30 protein-coding genes, 1 pseudogene and 1 riboswitch are annotated in these 23,311 nt (G+C 26.0%); of the genes and pseudogenes, 27 read left to right on the top strand and 4 right to left on the bottom strand.

Features of this window, described 5'->3' with window-relative positions; genetic code table 11:
* Nucleotides 1–163: 163 nt before the first annotated feature.
* From BUA77_RS03195 to BUA77_RS03175, 5 genes are all read left to right on the top strand, one after another.
* Nucleotides 164–727, top strand: a complete 564-nt coding sequence (locus BUA77_RS03195) for a LemA family protein (protein WP_072887246.1) — start codon at nt 164–166, stop codon at nt 725–727.
* A 25-nt stretch (nt 728–752) separates the two neighbouring features.
* Nucleotides 753–1,532 carry a TPM domain-containing protein gene (locus BUA77_RS03190; protein WP_072887244.1) on the top strand — a complete coding sequence of 260 codons (780 nt, stop codon included), beginning with the start codon at nt 753–755 and terminating at the stop codon, nt 1,530–1,532.
* Between the two features lie 80 nt (nt 1,533–1,612).
* Nucleotides 1,613–1,843 carry an SHOCT domain-containing protein gene (locus BUA77_RS03185; RefSeq protein WP_072887243.1) on the top strand — a complete coding sequence of 77 codons (231 nt, stop codon included), beginning with the start codon at nt 1,613–1,615 and terminating at the stop codon, nt 1,841–1,843.
* Between the two features lie 152 nt (nt 1,844–1,995).
* A complete protein-coding gene (mltG, locus tag BUA77_RS03180; protein WP_159428935.1) occupies nt 1,996–2,979 on the top strand; it encodes an endolytic transglycosylase MltG in 984 nt (327 codons plus the stop codon).
* Nucleotides 2,980–3,074: 95 nt separating this feature from the next.
* Nucleotides 3,075–3,833 (top strand): tRNA threonylcarbamoyladenosine dehydratase, encoded by a 759-nt coding sequence (locus tag BUA77_RS03175; RefSeq protein WP_072887241.1) that lies wholly within the window; start codon nt 3,075–3,077, stop codon nt 3,831–3,833.
* A 228-nt stretch (nt 3,834–4,061) separates the two neighbouring features.
* On the opposite strand, the gene BUA77_RS03170 is transcribed toward BUA77_RS03175, so the two are convergent.
* The gene (locus tag BUA77_RS03170; RefSeq protein ID WP_072887240.1) at nt 4,062–5,237 is read right to left on the bottom strand and encodes an ISL3 family transposase; all 1,176 of its coding nucleotides are present in this window, start codon (nt 5,235–5,237) and stop codon (nt 4,062–4,064) included.
* A gap of 447 nt (nt 5,238–5,684) precedes the next feature.
* On the opposite strand from BUA77_RS03170, the gene BUA77_RS14115 reads away from it, so the two are divergent.
* From BUA77_RS14115 to BUA77_RS14655, 8 genes are all read left to right on the top strand, one after another.
* Nucleotides 5,685–5,825: a hypothetical protein gene (locus tag BUA77_RS14115; protein ID WP_200773910.1), complete on the top strand. Its 141-nt coding sequence runs from the start codon at nt 5,685–5,687 to the stop codon at nt 5,823–5,825.
* Entirely contained in the window at nt 5,789–5,953 is a 165-nt protein-coding gene (locus BUA77_RS14110) for a LemA family protein (RefSeq protein WP_200773913.1), read from the top strand. The genes BUA77_RS14115 and BUA77_RS14110 overlap by 37 nt, the downstream gene beginning before the upstream one ends.
* A 98-nt stretch (nt 5,954–6,051) precedes the next feature.
* Nucleotides 6,052–6,282, top strand: a complete 231-nt coding sequence (locus BUA77_RS03160; RefSeq protein ID WP_072887239.1) for an SHOCT domain-containing protein — start codon at nt 6,052–6,054, stop codon at nt 6,280–6,282.
* Nucleotides 6,283–6,547: 265 nt separating this feature from the next.
* Nucleotides 6,548–6,892, top strand: coding sequence for an endolytic transglycosylase MltG (locus tag BUA77_RS03155; RefSeq protein ID WP_084605454.1), 345 nt, complete (start codon nt 6,548–6,550; stop codon nt 6,890–6,892).
* 41 nt (nt 6,893–6,933) lie between these two features.
* Nucleotides 6,934–7,344: a hypothetical protein gene (locus BUA77_RS03150; RefSeq protein ID WP_072887237.1), complete on the top strand. Its 411-nt coding sequence runs from the start codon at nt 6,934–6,936 to the stop codon at nt 7,342–7,344.
* Between the two features lie 523 nt (nt 7,345–7,867).
* On the top strand, nt 7,868–8,014 hold the full coding sequence (locus tag BUA77_RS13685) for a hypothetical protein (protein WP_159428934.1): 147 nt from the start codon (nt 7,868–7,870) through the stop codon (nt 8,012–8,014).
* A 396-nt stretch (nt 8,015–8,410) separates the two neighbouring features.
* On the top strand, nt 8,411–8,653 hold the full coding sequence (locus BUA77_RS14660) for a phospholipase D-like domain-containing protein (RefSeq protein ID WP_072887236.1): 243 nt from the start codon (nt 8,411–8,413) through the stop codon (nt 8,651–8,653).
* Nucleotides 8,654–8,679: 26 nt separating this feature from the next.
* Nucleotides 8,680–8,829, top strand: coding sequence for a DEAD/DEAH box helicase family protein (locus BUA77_RS14655; RefSeq protein ID WP_159428933.1), 150 nt, complete (start codon nt 8,680–8,682; stop codon nt 8,827–8,829).
* A 260-nt stretch (nt 8,830–9,089) separates the two neighbouring features.
* Here BUA77_RS14655 and BUA77_RS03140 read toward each other — a convergent pair whose 3' ends face one another.
* Nucleotides 9,090–10,136, bottom strand: coding sequence for a MerR family transcriptional regulator (locus BUA77_RS03140; protein ID WP_072887235.1), 1,047 nt, complete (start codon nt 10,134–10,136; stop codon nt 9,090–9,092).
* A gap of 444 nt (nt 10,137–10,580) precedes the next feature.
* On the opposite strand from BUA77_RS03140, the gene BUA77_RS03135 reads away from it, so the two are divergent.
* The 5 genes and pseudogenes from BUA77_RS03135 (at nt 10,581) to BUA77_RS14335 (ending at nt 13,320) form a co-directional block, all read left to right on the top strand.
* The gene (locus tag BUA77_RS03135) at nt 10,581–11,012 is read left to right on the top strand and encodes a bleomycin resistance protein (protein WP_072887233.1); all 432 of its coding nucleotides are present in this window, start codon (nt 10,581–10,583) and stop codon (nt 11,010–11,012) included.
* Between the two features lie 340 nt (nt 11,013–11,352).
* Nucleotides 11,353–11,733 (top strand): annotated as a pseudogene (locus tag BUA77_RS14650) (FAD-dependent oxidoreductase); the annotation flags it as partial.
* 147 nt (nt 11,734–11,880) lie between these two features.
* Complete coding sequence (locus BUA77_RS14645) at nt 11,881–12,366, top strand: FAD-dependent oxidoreductase (protein WP_330389983.1); 486 nt, start codon at nt 11,881–11,883, stop codon at nt 12,364–12,366.
* A 211-nt stretch (nt 12,367–12,577) separates the two neighbouring features.
* Complete coding sequence (locus tag BUA77_RS03125) at nt 12,578–13,084, top strand: GNAT family N-acetyltransferase (RefSeq protein WP_072887229.1); 507 nt, start codon at nt 12,578–12,580, stop codon at nt 13,082–13,084.
* Between the two features lie 56 nt (nt 13,085–13,140).
* Nucleotides 13,141–13,320, top strand: a complete 180-nt coding sequence (locus BUA77_RS14335) for a hypothetical protein (protein ID WP_242939072.1) — start codon at nt 13,141–13,143, stop codon at nt 13,318–13,320.
* A 117-nt stretch (nt 13,321–13,437) separates the two neighbouring features.
* On the opposite strand, the gene BUA77_RS03115 is transcribed toward BUA77_RS14335, so the two are convergent.
* Nucleotides 13,438–14,073 carry a transposase gene (locus BUA77_RS03115; RefSeq protein ID WP_072887227.1) on the bottom strand — a complete coding sequence of 212 codons (636 nt, stop codon included), beginning with the start codon at nt 14,071–14,073 and terminating at the stop codon, nt 13,438–13,440.
* A 324-nt stretch (nt 14,074–14,397) separates the two neighbouring features.
* Here BUA77_RS03115 and BUA77_RS03110 point away from each other — a divergent pair, with 324 nt between their 5' ends.
* From BUA77_RS03110 to BUA77_RS03080, 7 genes are all read left to right on the top strand, one after another.
* Nucleotides 14,398–14,709, top strand: a complete 312-nt coding sequence (locus BUA77_RS03110) for an ArsR/SmtB family transcription factor (protein ID WP_072887224.1) — start codon at nt 14,398–14,400, stop codon at nt 14,707–14,709.
* Between the two features lies 1 nt (nt 14,710).
* Nucleotides 14,711–15,706: a permease gene (locus BUA77_RS03105; RefSeq protein WP_072887222.1), complete on the top strand. Its 996-nt coding sequence runs from the start codon at nt 14,711–14,713 to the stop codon at nt 15,704–15,706.
* 20 nt (nt 15,707–15,726) lie between these two features.
* Nucleotides 15,727–15,960: a thioredoxin family protein gene (locus BUA77_RS03100; protein ID WP_072887220.1), complete on the top strand. Its 234-nt coding sequence runs from the start codon at nt 15,727–15,729 to the stop codon at nt 15,958–15,960.
* A 129-nt stretch (nt 15,961–16,089) separates the two neighbouring features.
* Complete coding sequence (locus BUA77_RS03095) at nt 16,090–16,803, top strand: metallophosphoesterase family protein (protein ID WP_072887218.1); 714 nt, start codon at nt 16,090–16,092, stop codon at nt 16,801–16,803.
* A gap of 85 nt (nt 16,804–16,888) precedes the next feature.
* A riboswitch (cyclic di-GMP riboswitch) is annotated at nt 16,889–16,972 on the top strand.
* An 88-nt stretch (nt 16,973–17,060) separates the two neighbouring features.
* Entirely contained in the window at nt 17,061–18,794 is a 1,734-nt protein-coding gene (locus BUA77_RS03090) for a methyl-accepting chemotaxis protein (protein ID WP_072887217.1), read from the top strand.
* A 63-nt stretch (nt 18,795–18,857) separates the two neighbouring features.
* Nucleotides 18,858–20,159: a sensor domain-containing diguanylate cyclase gene (locus BUA77_RS03085; protein WP_072887216.1), complete on the top strand. Its 1,302-nt coding sequence runs from the start codon at nt 18,858–18,860 to the stop codon at nt 20,157–20,159.
* Nucleotides 20,160–20,307: 148 nt separating this feature from the next.
* Nucleotides 20,308–20,535 (top strand): hypothetical protein, encoded by a 228-nt coding sequence (locus tag BUA77_RS03080; protein WP_072887214.1) that lies wholly within the window; start codon nt 20,308–20,310, stop codon nt 20,533–20,535.
* A 40-nt stretch (nt 20,536–20,575) separates the two neighbouring features.
* On the opposite strand, the gene BUA77_RS03075 is transcribed toward BUA77_RS03080, so the two are convergent.
* The gene (locus tag BUA77_RS03075; RefSeq protein ID WP_072887211.1) at nt 20,576–21,499 is read right to left on the bottom strand and encodes a cache domain-containing protein; all 924 of its coding nucleotides are present in this window, start codon (nt 21,497–21,499) and stop codon (nt 20,576–20,578) included.
* 133 nt (nt 21,500–21,632) lie between these two features.
* On the opposite strand from BUA77_RS03075, the gene BUA77_RS03070 reads away from it, so the two are divergent.
* Both BUA77_RS03070 and BUA77_RS03065 read left to right on the top strand, forming a co-directional pair.
* Complete coding sequence (locus BUA77_RS03070; protein WP_072887209.1) at nt 21,633–21,953, top strand: hypothetical protein; 321 nt, start codon at nt 21,633–21,635, stop codon at nt 21,951–21,953.
* A 51-nt stretch (nt 21,954–22,004) separates the two neighbouring features.
* Complete coding sequence (locus tag BUA77_RS03065; protein WP_084605450.1) at nt 22,005–22,979, top strand: glycosyltransferase family 2 protein; 975 nt, start codon at nt 22,005–22,007, stop codon at nt 22,977–22,979.
* Nucleotides 22,980–23,311: the final 332 nt, after the last annotated feature.

The following is a 23,311-nucleotide window of genomic DNA, read 5'->3' as shown; positions in this document are numbered from 1 at the left end:
ATTAGTAAAAATAATCATGAGTATTTATTTGAAAATGAGCCATGGCTTTAAGCTCTCTATATATATTATCTACAAAAAAGGAGAGAAATTTAAAATAAACTACATGTTTGGCATTATTATTGCTATATATAAAAGTGAAAAAAATAATACAAGGAGGACATATATGAAAAACTTTATGAAAATAATCATAGCACTATTAGTTATAGTTGCACTTATAGGAGGATTTTTTGCTACTTCCTATAATGGTCTTGTAAATGCTAAAGAAGAAATTGATGGTCAGTGGGCTATTATTGAAAGTAAATTGCAAAGAAGATATGATTTAATTCCAAATCTTGTTGAAACTGTTAAAGGATCTATGAAACAAGAAAAAGAGGTATTTGGAAGAATTGCTGATGCAAGAGCACAAATGGCAGGAGCTAAAAGCGTTGAAGAAAAAGTAAAGGCATCTAATGAATTAGAAGGAGCCTTAAGCAGATTATTAGTAGTAATGGAGAACTATCCTCAGTTAAGATCTAATGAAAATGTAACAAGATTAATGGATGAGCTTGCTGGAACAGAAAATCGTATCTCTGTAGAAAGAGATCGATATAACATTGTAGTAAAAGAATATAATAAGAAAATTAAAAGTTTTCCTAAAAACATTATAGCAGGTATTCTAGGATTTGATTCTATACCATATTTTGAGTCAGATAAAGAGGCGAAAGAAGCACCAAAAGTTAGCTTTTAAAGCAACATAAAAAGGTGGGATTTTTATGAAAAGAAATAGATTATTACTTTATTTTATTGCTTTTCTACTTTTGTTAACAAATACTTTAAGTGTATTTGCAAGTGAAGATTTTCCAAAACCCACTCAGGCATTTTATGTTGCTGATTATGGAAAGGTATTATCTGAAGAATTTAAAAGTTTCATAGTAAATACGAATTTAAACTATGAAAATACAAAAGAAAAACCTCAGGTTGTAGTAGCAACAATAAAAAGCTTAGAAGGAATGGATGTAAGTTCTTATGCTGTAAATTTGTTTGAAAAATGGCAAATTGGAAACAAAGATTTAGACAATGGAATTCTAATACTCCTTTCACTAAAAGAAGAAAAAATAAGAGTAGAAGTAGGATATGGTTTAGAAGGAGCATTGCCTGATGGGAAGGTAGGAGAAATATTAGACCATGCTACAGAAGATTTGTCATTAGGAAATTTTGATGAAGGAATAGGAAAAATATTTTACACTATATCCCAAAGTATAAATCAGGAATATGACTATGATGATAGAGTAATCTTTTCAAGAAGCAGTAATTTTGTAATAAAAAATGAAACTACAAAAACAAAAGAAAAAAATATTAGCTTAATAACCAAAATATTTATTGTTATAGTAATATTTATATTAGGATGGTTAGATTATAGATTTACTGAAGGTTTTTTCATTGGCATGCTTATTAATATGTTACTAAGAGGAAATTTTGAAAATGGAGGACAATATGGAAATTCAGGTATGGGAGGAAATTCTGGGGGAGGAGGAAGTGATCGAGATTTTTAAATTAGAATATATAATATGATTATATGTTAGGTATGTTGATATGAGATTTAGTATACAAAAATTAGAAGGGAGAATTAAATATGTTTGATTGTGGATTTGGATATACATTAGGAGGGCCATGGACATTTTTATATATGGGATTAAAGTTTTTACTTATTGTAGGAGTTGTATGGTTTATTGCAAGCATGATTAAGAAGAATGACAAAAGAAGTAATAGTGGTATGGAAATATTAAATCAAAGATATGCAAATGGTGAAATAGATGAAGAAGAATATAAGAGAAAAAGAGAAATTCTTATCAATAAAAACTAAAGATTATTGTTAAGATAAAAGCTGATTAGCTCTAATATTATATAATGTTAGAGCTTTTTTATGATAAAAATATGTAGCCTGATGAAATTAGAAATAAGCTGTAGTATAATTAAAACAGTTGGTCAAAAATATATATTAGAATGGGGAGAAGAATGAATAAAAGAAAAATATTTATAGTAACTTTATTTTTATTATTGCTTGTTTCAATATTTATATATAAACAAAATCAATATACTATAAATAAAGAAAATACAGTGATTTATATTGAAAAAGGCTCAAATTTAAGAGATGTTTCTAGCAAATTAAAGAAAAATAACATAATCAAATGGGAGAAATACTTTGAATTATATACAAAATTAAAAGGAAAAGAAAAAATAATAAAAACAGGTCAATATGTCATTCCTCCAAAAATAAAACTAGATGAACTTTTAGAAAAATTACAAAACCCTGACTTAGAATATGTAGTTATAACTATACCAGAAGGATATAACATACATCAAATTGCATCTAAATTAGAAATGAATAGCTTAATTGATAAGAACCAGTTTTTTAGTACTTTAGAAAATCTAAGTACAGGAAAAGATATAATAAAAAAAGATAAAATATTATATCCTTTAGAAGGGTATTTATTTCCAGATACCTACTATATTCCTATAAAAGCAAAGGAAGAAAAAATAATTGATATAATGTTTAAACGTTTCAATGAAATATTTTCAGAGGAATATAAGAAAAGATCAGAAGAATTAGATATGAGTATTAATGATATTATTACTATTGCTTCTTTAATTGAAAAAGAAGCAGCAAATGATAAAGAAAGAAGTAGAATATCTGGGGTTATTTATAATCGTCTTAAAAAAGGAATGCCTTTACAAATAGATGCTTCCGTTATATATGGGATAACAAAAGGAAAAAAGAATATTTCTAGGCTAACTTATAAAGACCTTAAAATAGAATCTGACTATAATACTTACCTGCATAAAGGTCTGCCGCCAGGGCCTATAGCTTCACCTGGAGAAGCTTCTATTAAAGCAGCTCTTTATCCAGAAAAACATGATTATTTATACTATGTTTTAGGAGAAAATGGACATATATTTAGTAAAACTTATAAAGAACATCTAAAAAATATAAATAAATAATACAAAAACATAGTATTGACGAAAATAAGCAAATATGATAATCTTTTTTCTATCAAAATGATAAGAATATAAAAGTTAAATTAAGAGGTGTTAACATGTTACATGAATTTTCTAGAACAGAAATGCTAATTGGTACAGAAGAATTAAATAAATTAAAAAAAAGTACTGTAGCAGTATTTGGTGTAGGAGGAGTAGGAACTTTTGCAATAGAGGGACTAGTTAGAAGTGGCGTTGGAAGATTCATATTAGTAGATGATGATGATGTTTGTCTTACAAATATCAATAGACAGATTCATGCTACAAGAAAGACTGTTGGAAAAGCAAAAGTAGAAGTAATGAAAGAAAGAATGTTAGAGATTAATCCTAAAGTAGAAGTGAAGATATTTAAAGAATTATATAATAAAGAAAGCGCCCAGAGATTACTTTCTGATGAATATGATTATGTTATAGATGCTATTGATATGGTTTCTGCAAAACTAGATTTAATAGAAAGATGCACTAAGAAAAATACACCTATTATAAGTTGTATGGGAGCAGGAAATAAGTTAAGTCCAACTAGGCTTGAAGTTACAGATGTATATAAAACATCAATGTGCCCACTAGCAAAAGTAATGAGAAGTGAGCTAAGAAAAAGAGGAATAAAGAAATTAAAGGTTGTATATTCTAAGGAAAAACCTATAACACCAAAAGCTGTAGGTGGAGACTGTAAAACAAACTGTATTTGTTCAAATAAAGATAGAACGTGTGTAGAAAGAAGACAAATTCCAGGAAGTGTATCTTTTGTTCCATCAGTTGCAGGACTTATTATTGCATCGGAAGTTGTAAAAGACATAATAGGTTATACAGAAAATTAAAAATAAATTTTATTAAAAAGTCGTTAGTTATATAGAGCTAGCGGCTTTTATTTTTTTTTGTGGCTCTTTGTCAATAGTTGGGGTGGGATTAGTTTCAATCCCGCTCCATTATTATATTTGAGCCTATTTTAATGTAAATAAGAAGTTCTACTTGTTTTTAGGCACACTTAATAAACCTAGCTAAAATGTAGGTTTTGAATTGGTATTTAATTGATATTTTGCTGATTTTTAACTAGTACAATGAATAATTCTATTACGGAATCTATGGAAATTTTTAAGTCCGAAGGACACTCGCTTTAAAACTTTAATTTTATTATTAAACCCTTCAGTAGGACCGTTAGTATAACCATATTTAAAAGCATTCTTTATTTCTTTAGGCCATCTTCTAAATGTATCTGCACACTTTTGAAATTCTGGAATACCAGAATTTTCTGCATTTTCAATCCACTCACTAAAAGCAGTTCTTTGATAGGAATATTTATCACTTTGACAGATCTCATAAAACCATTCTTTTAGTGAATGAGCAACACGAAGGTCATCATTATATAATAGCATTAAGTCAACAGCCCTTTTATTTTCATTTTTGAGTTTATGGTAACGGGTAAGAATTAGCTTTCTACTGCGCTTATAATACTTTCTAAGGTTATGAGGCATAGTTTTCTGTAGGCGCTTTCTAACTTTTTCTATAGCCCAAGTTACTTGTCTAATAAAATGGTACTTATCAATAATAATTTCAGCATTAGGAAAAAAAGCTTTTGCTAAATCGACATAAGGCTGCCACATATCACAAACAAAGAACTTGACACTAAGCCTTTCTTTACGAGAAATCTCTTTAAAATAACTTACAAGATGACTCGAAGACCTATCAGGAAGTATGTCTAAAACTCTATTTTTCTTGCCATCAACAAGAATACATTGATACTTTCCAGTTTCAGCATTGCCTTTAAATTCATCAATACAAAGAACTTTTGGTAAAGTAGGTTTAGTATAATTTATTATATTAAAGACACGCATAACTGTAGAAGTAGAGACATTAGCAGATTTAGCTATTTCAGTTATACTAATAAGTTTAGTGAGTTCTTGGCAAATATAATGAACTAAACGGTTAGTCATACGGTGATATCGAGGTACAAAGTCATAAGATTCATAAAATCTTTTACCACATGAGCAAACATATCTTCTTTTTTTAAGTATTAAATATGTATGTTTAAATTGAAAAGGTAAATCTTTAATAACTTGATTTCTGTAATCATGTATCCTAGAAGTCATGGAGCCACAAGCAGGACAAGTGTGCTTTTTTGGCTTAGTTTCAATATGGATTTTAATAAAAGTATCTGCATGAGAAATTTTTGTTACTTTTACCCCTTTTAAATTTAGTAATTTATTGATAAAATTATTATGCACTTGTGAATAAATCTCCTTTCTATGTTTTTTTTAGCCAATTAACATTTTAGCAGATTTATTTCACAAGTGTTTTTTTTATGTAAAAAATGTTGTGGCACATAAATTTCATGCACCCCAACATTTATTATAGAACCCTACTTTTTTTAATTGTAATACTTCTGATGAAAATTTGATGTTTAAATTGCTTGTAAATAAAAGAACTTGAAAAAACACCTAATATAAGCATGAATATTAGATTATTTTTTACATTTACATATATAGCAATATGCCACAAAAACTGTGTCAAAACCTACAACTAGTAAAAATAATCATGAGTATTTATTTGAAAAAGTAGCCATGGCTTTAAGTTCTGTATATGTATTATGTACAAAAAAGTAGAGAAATTTCAAATAAACTATATGTTTGGCATTATTATTGCTATATATAAATAATATAAGGAGGATATATATGAAAAACTTTATTAAGATAACTATAGTCCTATTAGTTGTAGTTGCACTTATAGGAGGATTTTTTGCTACTTCCTATAATGGTCTTGTAAATGCAAATGGGCTATTATTGAAAGTAAATTACAAAGAAGATATGATTTAATTCCAAATCTTGTTGAAACTGTTAAAGGATTTATGAAGCAAGAAAAAGAGGTATTTGGAAGAATTGCTGATGCAAGAGCACAAATGGCAGGAGCCAAAAGTGTTGAAGAAAAAGTAAAAGCATCTTAAAAGCTTTATAGTAAATACAAACTTAAACTATGAAAATACAAAAGAAAAACCCCAGGTTGTAGTAGCAACAATAAAAAGTTTAGAAGGGAGAATTAAATATGTTTGATTGTGGATTTGGATATACATTAGGAGGGCCATGGACATTTTTATATATTGGGTTAAGGTTTTTACTTATTGTAGGAGTTGTATGGTTTATTGCAAACATGATTAAGAAGAATGACAAAAGAAGTAATAGTGGTATGGAAATATTAAATCAAAGATATGCAAATGGTGAAATAGATGAAGAAGAATATAAGAGAAAGAGAGAAATTCTTAGCAATAAAAACTAGAGATTTTTTAAGTATATCTATCATAATTTAAATATGCATGAAGTTTAGAAAATATTCAAAGTAGGAAAGGTGTACAATTAAATAGATTTTGAAAAGGTCAATATGTTATTCCTCCTAAAATAAAACTAGATGAACTCTTAGAAAAACTGCAAAACCCTGACTTAGAATATGTAGTTATAAATATACCAGAAGGATATAACATATATCAAATTGCATCTAAATTAGAAGAAAATAATTTGATTGATAAAAATAAGTTTTAAAAGATATTATAAAAGAAGATAATGTATTATATACTTTGGAAGGGTATTTATTTTTAGACACATATTATATTCCTTTAAAAGCAAAGGAAGAAAAAATAATTGATATAATGCTTAAACGTTTCAATGAAATATTTTCAGAGGAATATAAGAAAAGAGCAGAAGAAATAGATATGAGTATTAATGATATTATTACTATTGCTTCTTTAATTGAAAAGGAAGCAGCAAATGATAAAGAAAGAAGTAGAATATCTGGTGTTATTTATAATCGTCTTAAAAAAGGAATGCCTTTACAAATAGATGCTTTTTCAGAACAAAATAGGAAAATGAAAAATGGCATAAATATTGCTTGATATAAAGGTGAATAAAAAATAACAAAAAGGAGTGGAGAATTATGAAAAAAAGAGGTATTGTATTTGTACTATCAGGAATTCTAATGGTGGGAGGTATAACAGGCTTTGCATATGCTAGCTCAAAATCTAATCCTGTTAAAGAAGAAAACAAAGCAAGATTTGAATCAAAATTAGATGAAAAAGAAATGATTAAACTTATGAAGAAAAATGATTTTAAAGATGCAGCAAAAGCTTTAGAAAAGAAAGATTATGAAGCTATGGATGAATTTATGAATAATATGACTGAAGATGATTATGAAAAAATGATTGAAATAATGAGAGAAAGTGGATATGAATCTATGGCAAATATGATGGAATCTATGGATAGAGAAGAGATGATAGAAATGCACAATGCTATGGGTGGATCACAGGCGTGTCATGGAGACGGTAATAGTATGATGAGAGGCTTTTAATTTATTAAAAAAACTATAAAATATTATAGTTAATATTATTTATAGACCCAGTATATTTTTAATATGCTGGGTTTAATACTCTTTATAATAATCAAATGGTATTGCATTATATGTTACAGTCTTAATGGATTTAATACAATAGATGTCAAAAATAAGGAGGGGTTGTAATGAAATATAAAAAAGAAAATAATTATGAAAAGTTTATAGTTTTTTTAAAATTCACATTATTAGCCATGGCAGTAATGGCAACTTCTGTTCTTCATTTTATGGAATAGAGAAGTTATAGATAACAAGATATAGTAAATACTAGCTTGATTTGTATATTATATGGAAGATATGAATCAACTAATGTAGTAAAACCTACAAACATAATATATATTCAACAAATAAGTTAAAGGAGTTATGTAACATGAAAAGAGGAGATATAATTATTATTTTATTATTATTAATTATTAGCATTGGAGGAATGATATTTGTTGAAAAAATTAGTACATAAATGGATAAAAAATATGTAGTTATAAAGATGGAAAATAAAACAGTACAAAGAATTTTGGTTGATAATAAAATAGAAGGAATATATATATTTAAGTTTAATAATGAGGAAGGATATGTTCAGGTTAAAAATGCAAAGGTAAGAATGCTTTGTAAAAAGGTATTCTTATTTTTTTAGCTACATTCAAAATATGTATTTGGCATAAGCAGGAAAGTATACTTTAGCTGAATTAAATAAGATAGAAGAAACAATAACTCATGTAAGTAGAGGGACTACAAAAAACAGAATTTCTAATTGGACTTGGTTTAAGAAGATAACAAATATAATTTCAATAGGAACTATTTTTAAAATTATAGATGTAAATACAGGGAAAGAATTTAATGCAAAAAGAACTTATGGAACTAATCATTCAGATACAGAAACATTAACAAAAGAAGATATAATGATTATGAAAGAATTGTAGGAAGAGTAAATTATTTACTCTTCCTATTAATAAACTTTCTTAAGAACTATATTTTTATCAAATCCACCTCTAGTTTCTTTTTTTCAATCCTTTTATTTAAAAGATCTTCTTTGTCTAATTTAATATTTAAATATTTAAAAGCTTCTCCATTATCTAATATACCAAAATCAGCTTTAACTAGTGGTATAGAATGGAATTACAGAATAACTAAGAATGGACATGAAGATGATTTTGACTATTACAAGAATACTTTTGAAAATTTATTTTATAATAACTCTATAATAGTAGATGATATGGAACTTGAAAAGTATTCAAATACTTGGAAAAAATTTGTGGTTCATACAAAACTGTAAGACCTAATTTAAAAACAGGATTTTTTATGAATAACCTTAGAAATAAAGATGTAGATATATTATTTGCAACAGTTCAAACATTAGGGAAAGATATATATTTAAATGAAGAATATTTTAAAAAAGATTATTTTGATTATATTGTAGTTGATGAATTTCAAATAATTATCAAAATATAATTAACTATTTTAAGCCTAAATTTATGCTTGGACTTACAGCAATAAATACCCAGTTAATAAAGGTCATATGCTTATTATAACAAAAAGACATAGAATTGAACTAAAAGTAGTAAGGTAACTTGATTAAAGACATTATACTAGTCCCTGTGAATATATTATAATGAATACTTTTATATTCACAGAGGTATATTATGAGATTTTATTATGGAGAAAAAATATATATCGAGTATTAGATGAAATCAATAAAAGAGAATCTACTTTTAATAGAATTTAACTACATAGTTTAACTGATCAATTCTAGTATAGTTGATTTTTTTACCATGTTTTTTAAATTCCTCTTTTAAAAAATCTATATTAGAGTAATATTCATCTTCAACTTCAACAATCTGTTCTTGTGTAAAGCTATCTAAAATTTCTTTTTTATTTTTTTTATTTTCAAACATTAAGTCTCCTATTATTATTTTTCCATCTAATTTAAGAACTCGTAACATCTCTTTTATTGCAATTTTTTTTTCTTCATCATTTAAATGGTGTAGGGCGTAACTAGATACAATACAATCAAAAGCATTGTTTTCAAAAGGAAGTTTTAAGAATTCTCCTAGTCTTAGCTTTAATTTAGGAAATTTTTCTTTAGCAATATTAAGCATTTCTCTAGATTGATCTACTCCAATAATATTGTAACCTTTTTCTAAAAATCTCTTTGCTAGGTTACCTGTTCCTACTCCTATTTCCAATAATTTCATATCATTTTTCGTATTTTCTATAGCTTTTTTAAAAACCTCATCTAATATTTTTTCATAATTTTTATAAATTTTTAATTTTCCTTTGTTTTCTTTTATTGATTCATCATATGTTTTAGCCCAACTGTCAAAATTCCATCTATCTTTCCAATTATTTTTTATCTTTTGAATATCATTAAGTTTTTTAACAGATTTTATTATACTGTTAAGAAAATTATATTCATCTGATTCATATATTAAGTCCATTGTCTCTTCAAGGCATGTTTTTATTAATCTCATTCTTTGCATTTCATCATTAATTACTTCCCATTGATTATAAAAATGATTTATTGTATTGTTCTTGGTACAATTTTTCATTAGGTTTTGTATATCTTTTATAGTTAAATTTAATGTTCTATACATTAGTATAGTTTGAATTTTTACTAAATTTTCTTCGGTATAATAACGATAGTTGTTAGTATCATCTCTTACTGGATTAATTAATCCTTTTTTTTCATAAAATCTAAGTTTATTTGTTGATATATTTAAGATTTGTGCTATTTCATTTATACTGTACTGTTTTTTCATTTCTTCACCTCATAATAACTTTTTCAATTAAAAGTATAAACCTTAGCCTTAGGTAAAGGTCAATAAATATTAAAAAAATATTAAAAGATCAACTTTGAATATTTATAAACTCTTAAGTAAAAAAATAATCTATAAGCTCATCAAAAGTGAAAGAAATATTATTTTTCATTGAATTTATATGGATGAAATTGTAAAATGATTATAACATTTAATTTTAGGACTAATTTTGTTTTTAAAGGAAGAAATTGATATACTTTTAAAATTAATATATTTATTTTATATAATTTGAACTAAAGAGGAGGATAGCATATTTTTTAATAAGTATTTTTAACATTTTATTTATCTTATTTATAATTTTAAATGAGTGGTATTGAAAGAGTCCTAAATGTAAAAGTAAAAATGTAGTTATATCTGCATATTACTATGGAAAGGAGGGTAATTATTATGTTTAAATTTAATGCGTTAATACCAGAATTATCTGTTTCAGATATAAACAGAAGTCTATATTTTTATTTAAATATTCTTTCATTTAAGTTAGAGTATGAACGAAAAGAGGATAAGTTTGCTTTATTATCACTAAATGATTCTCAAATCATGATTGAAGAGATAAATCGATATTGGGAGACTGGAAATTTATCATATCCTTTTGGTAGAGGAATTAACTTTCAAATAGAAGTAGATAACATTGATGAATTATACAAAAACATAAAAACGAATGATTATTCAATTAAAATAGAAATACAAGAGAATTGGTATAGAGTTCATAATAAATTAATGGGTCAGAAAGAATTTTTAATTATGGATCCAGATGGTTATTTATTGAGATTTGCTCAAAATTTAGGAGAAAAAGAATATAGGTTAGATATAAATTATTAGTATTTAATTTTTAGTTTTATGCCAAGTAAAAGAGTGTTTAATAAAAAGTATTTTTTAAACAGATTTTTGAATTAGGTTGATATATTGTTAGTGGTAAAATTTAATTGGTTCTTCCGCACTTTGGGTTATGTTAAAGAACTAGTTTTTCTGATTTAAGTCTGATACAATGAGTTTTGATACTCTAAAGATTCCATGGCAAATAGAAATAAAAGAAACTTAATTTTTTTATACGTTTTTCAATAGTATTATGATGAGATAATTTATATTTTTCATCTTCTAATGTAAATACTGCACTTTTAGTCAATGTTGCAATTTTACAAACCGTGTACATGCAAGCCTATATGATGTTACTTTGATTGAAAGTGCTGTAAGAAGAAAAATATTAGATATGAATATAAAGATACTTTTTAGCTCTAGAGTTGTAGATGTGAAAATGGAAGATAAAAAAATAAAAGCAGTTGTTCTTCAAAATGAAACACAAATAGAAGGAGATTCCTTTATAGAGACTACAGGATCTACAGGACCTATGGGAAATTGTCTTAAGTACGGAAATGGATGCTCAATGTGTGTTTTAAGATGTCCATCTTTTGGAGGAAGAGTAAGTATAACAAAAAAATGTGGAATCGAGGATATGATAGGACAAAGAAAAAATGGAACTTATGGAGCTTTTAGTGGATCTATCAAATTAAATAAGGAGTCTTTAAGTAAGGAAATAAGAGAAAAACTTAATAATAAAGGGGTAGCTGTAATATCATTACCAAAAGAACAAATTAATAAAGGAAAACTAGATATAAAAGTATGTCAGCAGTATGCACTTGATGCTTTTGCAAAAAATATAGTTCTTCTTGATACAGGCCATGCAAAGCTTATGGCACCTTTTTATCCATTAGAAAAACTTAGAAAAATAAAAGGATTTGAAAATGCTAAATTTGAAGATCCATATTCAGCTGGTCTTGGAAATTCTATAAGGTATTTATCTATTGCTCCAAGAGATAACAACATGAAGGTAATAGGGGTAGATAATTTATTTGTTGCAGGAGAAAAAAGTGGATTCTATGTTGGGCACACTGAAGCAATAGTTACAGGATATTTAGCAGGGAACAACAGTGTTAGAAATATAATAGGGATTCCTCTTTTGCAACTTCCAGTTAACTTAACAACAGGAGATATGATATCTTACTCAAATGAAATGATGCACAAAGAAGATGGAAATAAATTAAGATTTACATTTGCAGGATCAATTTATTTTGAAAGAATGAAGGAAAAAGGTTTATATTCTATAGATAAACAAGTTTTATATGAAAGAGTTAAAAAAGTAGGGCTTTTGAACATATATGATGAAAAGTTAATATAAATTATAAAAAAGTCTTTAGTCTAAAGATTTTAAATGTAGACTTTTTTGAAATTCATAACGGAAATTATATTTATCTACAATTTAAAAGGATTATAATTTCCTATTCATTATAAAAAAGGAGTAGAGAATATAAAAATCTACTCCTTTAGTTTTACATATTAAATATAGTATAATTGTTAATATAAATATATAACCTCAAGGAGGATATGAAATGGAATTTAGAAAAGCAGTTGAAACAGATATTAATGATATAATGAACATTATTAAACAGGCACAAGTTTACTTTAAAGAACATGGGATTAATCAATGGCAGGATAATTATCCTAACGTTGAAACAATAAGCAGTGATATTGCTAATAAAAATAGTTATGTGTTGATAAGAGACAATAATATTGTTGCTACTGTAGCGGTTTGTTTTGATGGAGAAAAAACATATGACTCCATTTATGAGGGGGAATGGATTAGTAATAATGAATATGCAGTTATTCATAGAATAGCTGTTAATAAAAATTATAAAGGATTAGGAGTAGCATCTGAGATTATCAAAAATGTAGAGCAGCTTTGTTTAAATAAAGGTGTACATAGTATCAAAGTAGATACACACGAAGAAAACATATCTATGCAAAAGTTACTTGAGAAAAACAAATTTCAGTATTGTGGAATAATTTATTTAGAAGATAGAAGTAAAAGAGTAGCTTTTGAGAAAATACTATATTAAAGAAATAATCATAAAACTAATAATACTAACAAAAATAAAAAAATATTGTGGGGGGGATGGTTTATGAAGGAAATAAAAATAATACTCTATTTATAGTAGCAGAGATAGATGGGAAAATCATAGGAAATTTAAACTTTTCAGGGGGATCAAAGAAAAGAATTGCTCATACAGGAGAATTCGGAGTAAATGAAAAAAAGATTTTGATTATAGTATTTATTTTATTTATTACTATATAAAAGTGCAATTTTACTTGAAATTTTTTACAATCGAATAGGCAAAAGGATTTCTATGCAATTTTCAAGGTCTCAAAAATTTTATTAATAGACTTACCTTTTATTGCGGCATTATAGATGCTAATAACTTGTGATTTTCTTAAATCGTTCTGCATTTTTTCTAAATCCAGTATTGAAATTAAAGGCTACGCCTGAATATAATTTGGAATAAGTATAAGCTATTAACATTATTATTAAGTATCTTATAATACTTTTTTGGCTTCTAACTTGATAACCATTTAATCCTAAATTCTTCTTACAATCTCTAAAAAATGACTCTATTATCCATCTGTCTATGTATTGATTTAATATATCTAAAGGTGCTAATGATGTATCTAATGAAATAAATGCTTTTAAATATCCATCTTCATGAAATGAGCCTTTAGGATAACTTAATACTATTGATACTTTTTTTATATCGTTTAGTTTACCAACATAGTTATAAATATAGTATTCTTTGCCTTTGACGGTGACTAAGTCGAAGACTTCTTTATCTAAACTACAGGCATACTTATTAAGCTTAGCCCCTAATCGTTCATGACCTTTTGGATAGATTACTCTATTTGTTTTAATAGCTCCAATATATGTGTATCCAGATTCAGCTGATGCATCGAATAATTTTTTACAACTATACCAGCTATCACAAAGAACATATCCATCTTTAACTGGCCTTGGAAGTGATTTAATTATATTAGAAACTATTTCTATTTTACTCATATTATTTTTATCATAAATTTCTATTGAATAAGGTAAAACTAAACTATCACAAGAAAGTAAAGCAAGTATGGAAATTTATTGAAGTATTTTTGCACTTGTATAGTTAATAGATAGTATTTAAAATCTATTAACTGCTTTTATATTTCCCTTCAAAGAATATAACTAAATTTATGTATACAATATATAAAAATATAAATATTTTATTATTGTTTAAGTATAAAATCAATTAAATATATGTTGACAATGTGTTTGGCATATTATATAACTATATTAGAAAATACTTATATACTCATAGGATGTATCATATGGAAAAGGAGGATAAAAATGGATTTAGATAATATGCAAGTAAAAATATTTAAAGCATTAGCCCATCCTATAAGATTAAAAATTATAAAAAAACTAAGTGATAAAAAATTATGTGTATGCGAATTAAATAAAGATGTAGAATTTAGCCAATCCAATTTATCACAACATTTAAAAATATTAAAAGATGCAGGAATTTTAAATGCACAAAAAAATGGATTATGGATGCACTATAGTATTAAAAACATTGAAATACTTAAGGCTATAGACATTATAGAGCAGATGTTAGTGAATAATATAAAAGAAATAAATGAAAAGTTAGGGGGAAATTAATATGTTAGAATGGTTTAATGGAATTCTTCAATTTAAATGGCTTGACAATTTAGTAAGACTGTTTGTTGAAAATGTGTTTGGATTTTCCATGGCATCAAAGTTAGGATCAAGTATACATTTTTTCTTTTATGATACTATAAAGATAATAATACTTTTGGGAATAATGATATTTGCAATATCATATATTAGAAGTTATTTTCCACCAGAAAAAACAAAGAAAAAATTAGAAAAATTTAGTGGAGTTACAGGAAATATCATGGCTTCACTTCTTGGAATTGTAACTCCATTTTGTTCTTGCTCATCTGTTCCACTTTTTATAGGGTTTGTTGAAGCTGGAATACCATTAGGAGTAACATTTTCATTTTTGATTACATCACCAATTGTGAATGAAGCAGCCTTTGCAATACTTTTAGCTTCATTTGGATGGAAAATAGCTATAGCTTATGTTATAACAGGAGTAGTTGTTGGAGTAGTTGGAGGAATATTAATTGGAAGTCTTAAGTTAGAAAAAGAAGTAGAGGAATATGTATACGAAATAAAAATGGGAGAATCTGAAATTGAAGAGTTAACAAGAAAGCAAAGAATAGATTTTGCTATTCAAAATGTAAAAGACATAATAAAAAGAATATGGATTTACTTAATAATTGGTATAGGAATTGGAGCATTAATACATGGATGGGCACCAGCACCACTTCTTGCAAAATATGCAGGACCACATAATCCTCTTGCAGTAATTGTTGCAGTTGTATTTGCAATACCACTTTATTCCAATGCCCTTGGAACAATACCTATAGCAGAAGCTTTAATTCTTAAGGGAGTAGGAATAGGAACAGCACTTTCTTTTATGATGGCAACAACAGCTTTATCACTTCCAGAAATGATTTTATTAAGAAAAGTAATAAAGCCTAAGCTAATAAAAATATTTGTTATTATTACAGGAGTTGCAATTATTTTAGTTGGCTATATGTTTAATGCTATAGCGCATTTATTAATATAAATTTAAAAGGAGGAGTTTTTATGGTTATTAAAATTTTAGGTGGAGGATGTAAAAATTGTCAAGTGTTATATAAAAACACACAAAAGGCACTAGAAGAATTAGGAGTTGAGGCTACTATTGAAAAAGTGGAAGATTTTAAAGAAATAATGAAATATGGAGTTATGAAAACACCAGCACTTGTTGTAGATGAAAAGGTTAAAATATCAGGAAGAGTTGTAAAGCCTGAAGAAATAAAAAAAGTTATTCAAAAGTAAAATATTTAAGGAGTAGACTTAGTATTTTAATTGAGTCTACTCTTTTTAAAGAAGATTGTATTTACAAAAATATAAATTAAGCTGTAATTATTAAAACGTAATTTAAATTTTAAAAGGAGAATACGAAAGATGAAAATAGCAGTAATATCAGATATTCATAGCAATATTTATGCTTTAGAGACTGTAATAAATGATATAAAGGAAAAGAACTTAGATTTAACAGTTTGCGTTGGAGATTTAGTAGGTTATGCTACATTTCCAAATGAAGTTATAGATTTAATTAGAAAAGAAAATATACTAACTGTAATGGGGAATTATGATGATGCAGTGGGAAATATAAGGTTTATCTGTGGATGTGATTATTCAGACCCTAAGGATGCAGAAAATGCTATAAGTTCTCTTCAATGGAGTATTGAAAATACGAGTGAAGAAAATAAAGAATTTTTAGCAAATCTTCCAAAAAAAATGATTTTAACATTTGAAGGAAGAACTATTACATTTGTTCATGGAAGTCCAAGAAAATTAAATGAGTACTTAAAAGAGAATTCTCAAGAAGCTAAAGAAGTTATGGAATGCTTTACTGAAGATATTTTAGTATGTGGTCATACTCATATTCCTTATTATAAAATGTATGGAGAAAAAATGCTTGTAAATAGTGGAAGTGTAGGAAAGCCAAAAACAGGAAATCCCAATGCTAACTATGTAATTCTTGATGTTAAATCTGAAAGTGTGAGTGTAGAAGTTGTAGAAGTTTTTTACGATTATGAAAAAACAGCAAAAGCAATAGAGGAAAGTATTTTACCTAATGAATTTGCTAACATTATAAGAACAGGTAGAGCATAAAGGTAAAAAATTATTAGAATTATTAAATTAAAAAATAGAAAAATGAGAGAAAATATGATAAAATAGTACAAAAGTACTATTTTATTATTATTAAGGGCAAACCTGTCGAAAGATAGGGACGCAAAGCCAAGGGCCTAAGGTAAATTTACTATGGTAGCCGGTTGCTCAAAAGTCATTTAAAGCCCTTTCCAACGGTAATTTACTAATTTGGAAAGGGCTTTATAATATATAAAAAAGTTTAAAGGGAGGGAATTAAAATGAATGAGAATAACAGTAATAAAAAAAGAAGTAAGAATTTTTTTAAAAACATAAGGATAACATCTTTATTACTTACAATACTAATTATTACAGCAACTTCTACAGGATATATAATATACTCGTCTTTAAATAACATGGAAATTTTAAGTAACGATATGAATTTACTTTATAATAAAAATATGTTAACATCAGTCAAATTAAAAGAGATTGAAACAGAATTTTATATAATAAGACTTAATATGACTAAAATTGTGTATTCAAATAAATATGATGAAATTGTAGTTAGTAATATAGAAAATCAAATAGAAAAAATAGTTGAAAGTTTTAATACATATAAAAATTACAATTTAACAAATGAAGAAAGACAATTGCTTGATAAAATTGAAAGTAATTATAAATTATATTTAGATGAAGGATATAAATTAATAGATAAGTTGAAAAATGGAATTCCTATAACTGAAGAAGAAATTGTAAATACAGCAAACTATTCTTTAAAAGCTCAAGAAAATATTAATAAATTAATAAATATAAATGAATATATGGCAAAAAAATCTATTGATAAAGCTAATTATTCATATGTTAAAACAAAAAAATTATTTAGAACTATATCAATAGCAATTGTATCTACTATAGGAATTTTAATATTTATTTTATTGATAATACTGAAAAATTCAATGGAGAAAATAGATAATGTACTTAAAAAACTTTCAGATTATGATTTTACTGTTAATTTAGAAGAAGATGGTAAAAATGAATTTGCTAAAATGAATCGTTATCTTGCAAAAGCTATTAAGAATATGAAAAAAACATTAAATGATATAAAGGAAAGCTCTAATAAAGTAACAGGACAATCTCAAAATCTTTCTATTATATCACAAGAATTATCAGCATCATCACAAGAACTTGCTTCTACAATGCAAGAGGTAGCAAATGGAGCTACAAATCAAGCACAAGATTTAACAGACATTGCAAATTCTTTATTGGAATTAACAAACAATATAGAGAATGTATATAAAGAGCTTCAAAATGTAAAAAATGAATCAGAAAATACAGAAAATAAAGCTAACATAGGTAAAAAAGAAATGGACATATTAATTAAATCTATTGAAGATATAAAAGATGCTTTTGAATTAGTTATAAGTAAAGTAGAAACTTTAACAAATTCTGTTAAAGAAATAAGTGGTATTACAGAAATAATATCATCAATATCAGAGCAAACTAATTTATTGGCACTTAATGCAGCTATAGAAGCAGCAAAAGCAGGAGAACATGGTAGAGGGTTTGCAGTAGTAGCGGAAGAAGTTCGCAAATTAGCAGAAGAATCAAAAATGTCTACAGAAAAGATTATAAGCTTAGTATCTTCTATTAATAAAGATACAAATGAAGTTATTTATACTTCAAAAAATGTAGAACAATCTGTAAAAGAACAAACAATATCTTTAAAAAATACTGTAAAGTCCTTTGCTGACATACTAGCATCTATTGAAAATATAACCCCTCTTATGAAAAGAACATATGATGCCATGGATGAAATTGTAAAGTCTAAAGATATAGTTATGGAAAGAGTAGAACAGGTAAGTGCAGTAACAGAAGAAAATTCAGCAGCAACTGAAGAAGTAGCAGCATCATCACAAGAGTTTACTTCATCATCACAAGATGTAGCATCAACAGCTCAATTATTAAGTGAAACAGCTATAGACATGATGGAAATAGTAAATCGTTTTAAAGTATAATACTATAGGGCAGTAGGCTTAAAGCTTACTGCCTAAAATCAATTATAAGTTGGTGTTAGGAAAATGAAGGATTATTTTTTAGTAGAAAATATGCAAAATGCTTTTGCTTATCATAAAATAATATTGGATAAAGATAAAAAGCCTATTGATTATGAGTATATTTATGTGAACTCTGCATTTGAGAATTTAACGGGATTAAAAAGAAGTAGCATATTAGGAAAAAAAGTCACTGAAGTTATAACAGAAATAGAAAAAAGCGGATTTAATTTGATAGAGTATTATTCTGATATAGCATTAAATGCGAAAAAGGATGAAATAGTACAATATTTTGATATTTGGGATAAGTGGTATAAAATTTATGTATATTCACCTAAAAAGGGATATTTTGTAACTATATTTAATGATATTACAGATATAAAAAAAATAGAAGAAAAATCAAAAAATCAAAAAGAAATAATGACTCAAATAACACAGGGAATTGAAGAAATTGTATTTTTAGAAAGTATAGATAACAAAGAAATACTTTATGTAAATGATGCATTTAAAAAATATGTTAACTTTGATTATGAAGAAATAAAAGCTAATCCAAGGATATGGACAAAAATGCTCCATCCATATGATAAGAAAATGGTTGATAGTGAATTAACTTTAGACAATATGCTAAAAGAATTAGAAACAAAAAAGATTATAAAAAAAGAACTTAGAATAAAAACAGACCATGGCATGAAATGGATAAAAGCAAAAATTACTCCTGTATATAATTCAGAAGGTAAGATATATAGGATAGTAGGTATAGGTCAAGATATAACGGATGAAAAGAAGTTAAGACAAAAACTTAAAAGAGCACTATCTAAAACTAAAAGGCTTGCAATGTATGATGAGTTAACTAATTTATATAATAGAAGAGCATTTTGGAAAGAAGCTAATAAAGAAATTCAAAGAATAATAAGAAATGGTGGTAAACTAGTCATTATAATGGCAGATATAGATAATTTTAAAGAAATTAATGATACTTATGGTCATGATGTTGGGGATAAAGTTTTGAAGCATTTTTCAAATATATTAAAAATAAATATAAGAAAGTATGATATTGTTGCAAGATTAGGTGGTGAAGAATTTGTTATATTGCTAAAGAATGTAGGTAAAGAAGAAGGATTAAAAAAATCAGAAAAAGTTAGAAAACAAATAGAAAAAAACAAAGTGTTTATTAAATCTACAAATAAAAATATAAAATATACTGTAAGTTTTGGAATATCTGAAATAACAGATAAAGATAATTACAGTATAGAAAAGGCGATCAAACGAGCTGATTGCGCATTATATAAATCAAAGGAACAGGGAAGAAATAAGTCTACTTGTATTTAAGATTATGTAAAAAAACTGTCATGGTGACAAAAAATGCCATGGCAGTTTTTTGCTATACAATTATAATATTTTCAACTTATGAATAACATTAAAAATAAATTTGAATATATATTTATTAAGAACAAATATTTTACATGGAGGTTTTGATATGAATAGATGGAAAAATTATGGTCTTTGGTTAGCTTTATTTTCATTTATACCAATTTTACTTGATAGCTTAAAGGTATATGATATTAATCTGATTTTACCTGGTAACTATAGTGAACTTGTAATAGGATTCTTAGGATTATTATCTTTAGCAGGAATAATATCTAATCCAAAAGAAGGTACTTGGTTTTCTGATGAAAAATATAAGAAGAAAGAAGATGAAAATTAAAAAAATTGCTAGATTGCATTATAGCAATCTAGCAATTTTTTTAATTTTCATCATTTTCATCTTCTTCAGGAATTTTAAATTTTGTTTTTAAGAATTTTTGGAAAATTCCTACTAAAACAATTTCTAATACAGATAGTATTTCTCCAGTTTTCATTATTTCGTTATTATTACTATGAATATCACTTGCATCTTGTTCTATTATTAATGTCCAATTATTGTATGGAAGGTTAAAGTAAAGCCCATATACTGGAGTGTGCCTATAATCTAAATAAGGAGTTTCGTTTGAATAATCAATATTTAATTTAACATTTGCAATATCAACTCGTTTTTTACCAATTGCATCGGGTATAAACCTTGATTCTGTTATAAATGTTCCGTGCTTATCTACAATGTAGCTTTCGGTTGACTCATTCATTAGTCTTGAAAATTGCATTATTGAATTTAAAGAAGATATATTAATTTTTGAACAAATTACTCCAATTATTGAACTGTTATTATATATAGGGACTGTAACTTCTATAAAGGTATCGCTTGAAGAAAATATTATATCTGAAAAAGATGTATTTCCAGCAATAGCATCTCGAACATGTTTTTTTTCTTTAAAATTTTCATTATTATAATTATATCCATATATTATATTAAAATCTTTATCTAATATAAAAATATCTTTATATATATCTCTATTTGTTTTTATATACTCTATAATTTGAGCTAATTTCTCCTTTTCAAGATTTTTAACTGAATTTATTTCCTTTAAAAAATTCATATCATAAACTATGTTATTAAACCAGTCTGCTATTTTTTTTTCTTGTTCTGTTCCTATTGTATATAAGGATTTAATTGTCAAATCTACTGTAGTTTTTTTATCTATATTAAAAAACCATACACATGCTATGATTGTTGGTAATATAGAAACTGTAATTAAAATTGTAATATGAGTATACTTATTATTAAGCTTAAGCATATATATCACCTCTTGATTTATTTTATTCATAAAAACATTTAAAGGTTAAGCAATCACAAATAAATTTAATATTCATACAATATATTGAGCAAAGAAAAATTTGCTTAATATATTGTATGAAAGGAGTTATATTATGGCTGCAACTAAGCTTGAATTAATTGATTTAGATCTTACACCAGGTACAGAGTTAGATATGGATGTTAATTTGCAAGAGGAATTTAGGTCTGTAGTTCATGGAGTTGTTAGACTTCCAGATGGTAACTATGCTGAAAATGCTGCAGTTAAGCTATTTGTAGTAGATGAAACGACTAATAATTTAATTCCAATTGCATTTGCATTTACAGATGAATTTGGACAATTTTTATTTGGTATAGAAAATCCAAGCTTAAAATATAAGGTTAAAGTATTCCATTATGTACCAGAAAATCCACTTCCAGAAGGAACAACAGTATAATAATTAATAGCCAGATTTTATCTGGCTATTAATTTAAGGAGGTGTTATTGAATGCTTGAATTTTTAAAAAAGAAAATCAAAAAGGAAAAAATCAACTCTGATTTTCAAAATAATCAAATAGAATATAATAATGAAAAAGCGGAAAAAAACCATATACAAGCATCAATTATTATTCCTTGTAAAAATGAAGTAAATAATTTAAAAAAAACTATTGATTCTTTAAAAAACTCAAAAAACAAGCTTAAATTTGAAATTATAGTAGTAGATGATAATTCAATCGATAGAAGTACGGAATTTTTAGAAAAAACAGAATATAATGATGTTAATTTAATAAAAACACAAGGGATAGGTGCTGCAAGAGCAAGAAATATAGGAGCTAACGAAGCTAATGGAAAATATTTATTTTTTTGTGATGCGCATGTTCAAGTTCCTAATTATTGTATAGATGAATTAGTTAATTCATTAGAGGAAAATAATGCTGATGCAGTAGTGCCTTCTATTATAAATAGTTCAAATAATATAATAGTAGGATATGGACAGACTTGGAATCACAAACTTGAAGTTATATGGCATAAAGAAAGACCAGAAAATACAACAGAAACTTTTATTGGTTGTGGTTGTTTTTTTGGAATAAAAAAATATGTATTTGATGAAATAGGAGGATTTGATAATTATTTTAAAGTATGGGGAAAAGAAGATGAAGAAATAAGTTTTAAATTATGGAGCTTTGGCTACAAAATAATAGTTGAGCCAAGAATTGAAATTAAACATCTTTTTAGAAAAAAACATCCTTATGTAGTTACAAATGAAGATTTTATATACAATTTTTTATGTTTAATTTATTCTCATTTTGAATTTAAAAATATTGCTAAAGCATTGAATATAGTACAACATAATCCTTTTTTTCCTCCAGCCATGGCAAAGATTATGCTTAATGAAAATTTAATAAAACAGAGAAAAAAATATTTTGAAAATAGAGTATACAATGATGAATATATATTAAAAAGATTTAAAATACCATTTTAAAATAGGTAGTTGCAAAATAGAGTGAAAGGTTATCCACAGAAAAATTGAGTTGAAATTACTAAATAGAAAGAGTTATTAACAGTAATATTCAAAAAAAGACGCAGTTAAATAAAGGTTCAGTAAAACCTTTTTAAAAAGGATATAGAGTTTAAAAAAACTTAAGCAATTAAAGATTTAATAGCAAGAGGATTGTGGATATTGTTAGTCTTAAACATTAAAACAAACGCAACTAACTGAGAAATACAAGCCAGTAAAACATCAGCTTTTAAAGAAACAGTATTTCTAACTTTAGATGATTTGATTTGAATAAAGTTTTTTAGTTGAGAAATAGA

It is taken from the genome of Tepidibacter formicigenes DSM 15518 (assembly GCF_900142235.1).
Classification (GTDB): domain Bacteria; phylum Bacillota; class Clostridia; order Peptostreptococcales; family Peptostreptococcaceae; genus Tepidibacter; species Tepidibacter formicigenes.
This window is presented reverse-complemented; position numbering and strand designations above follow the sequence as displayed.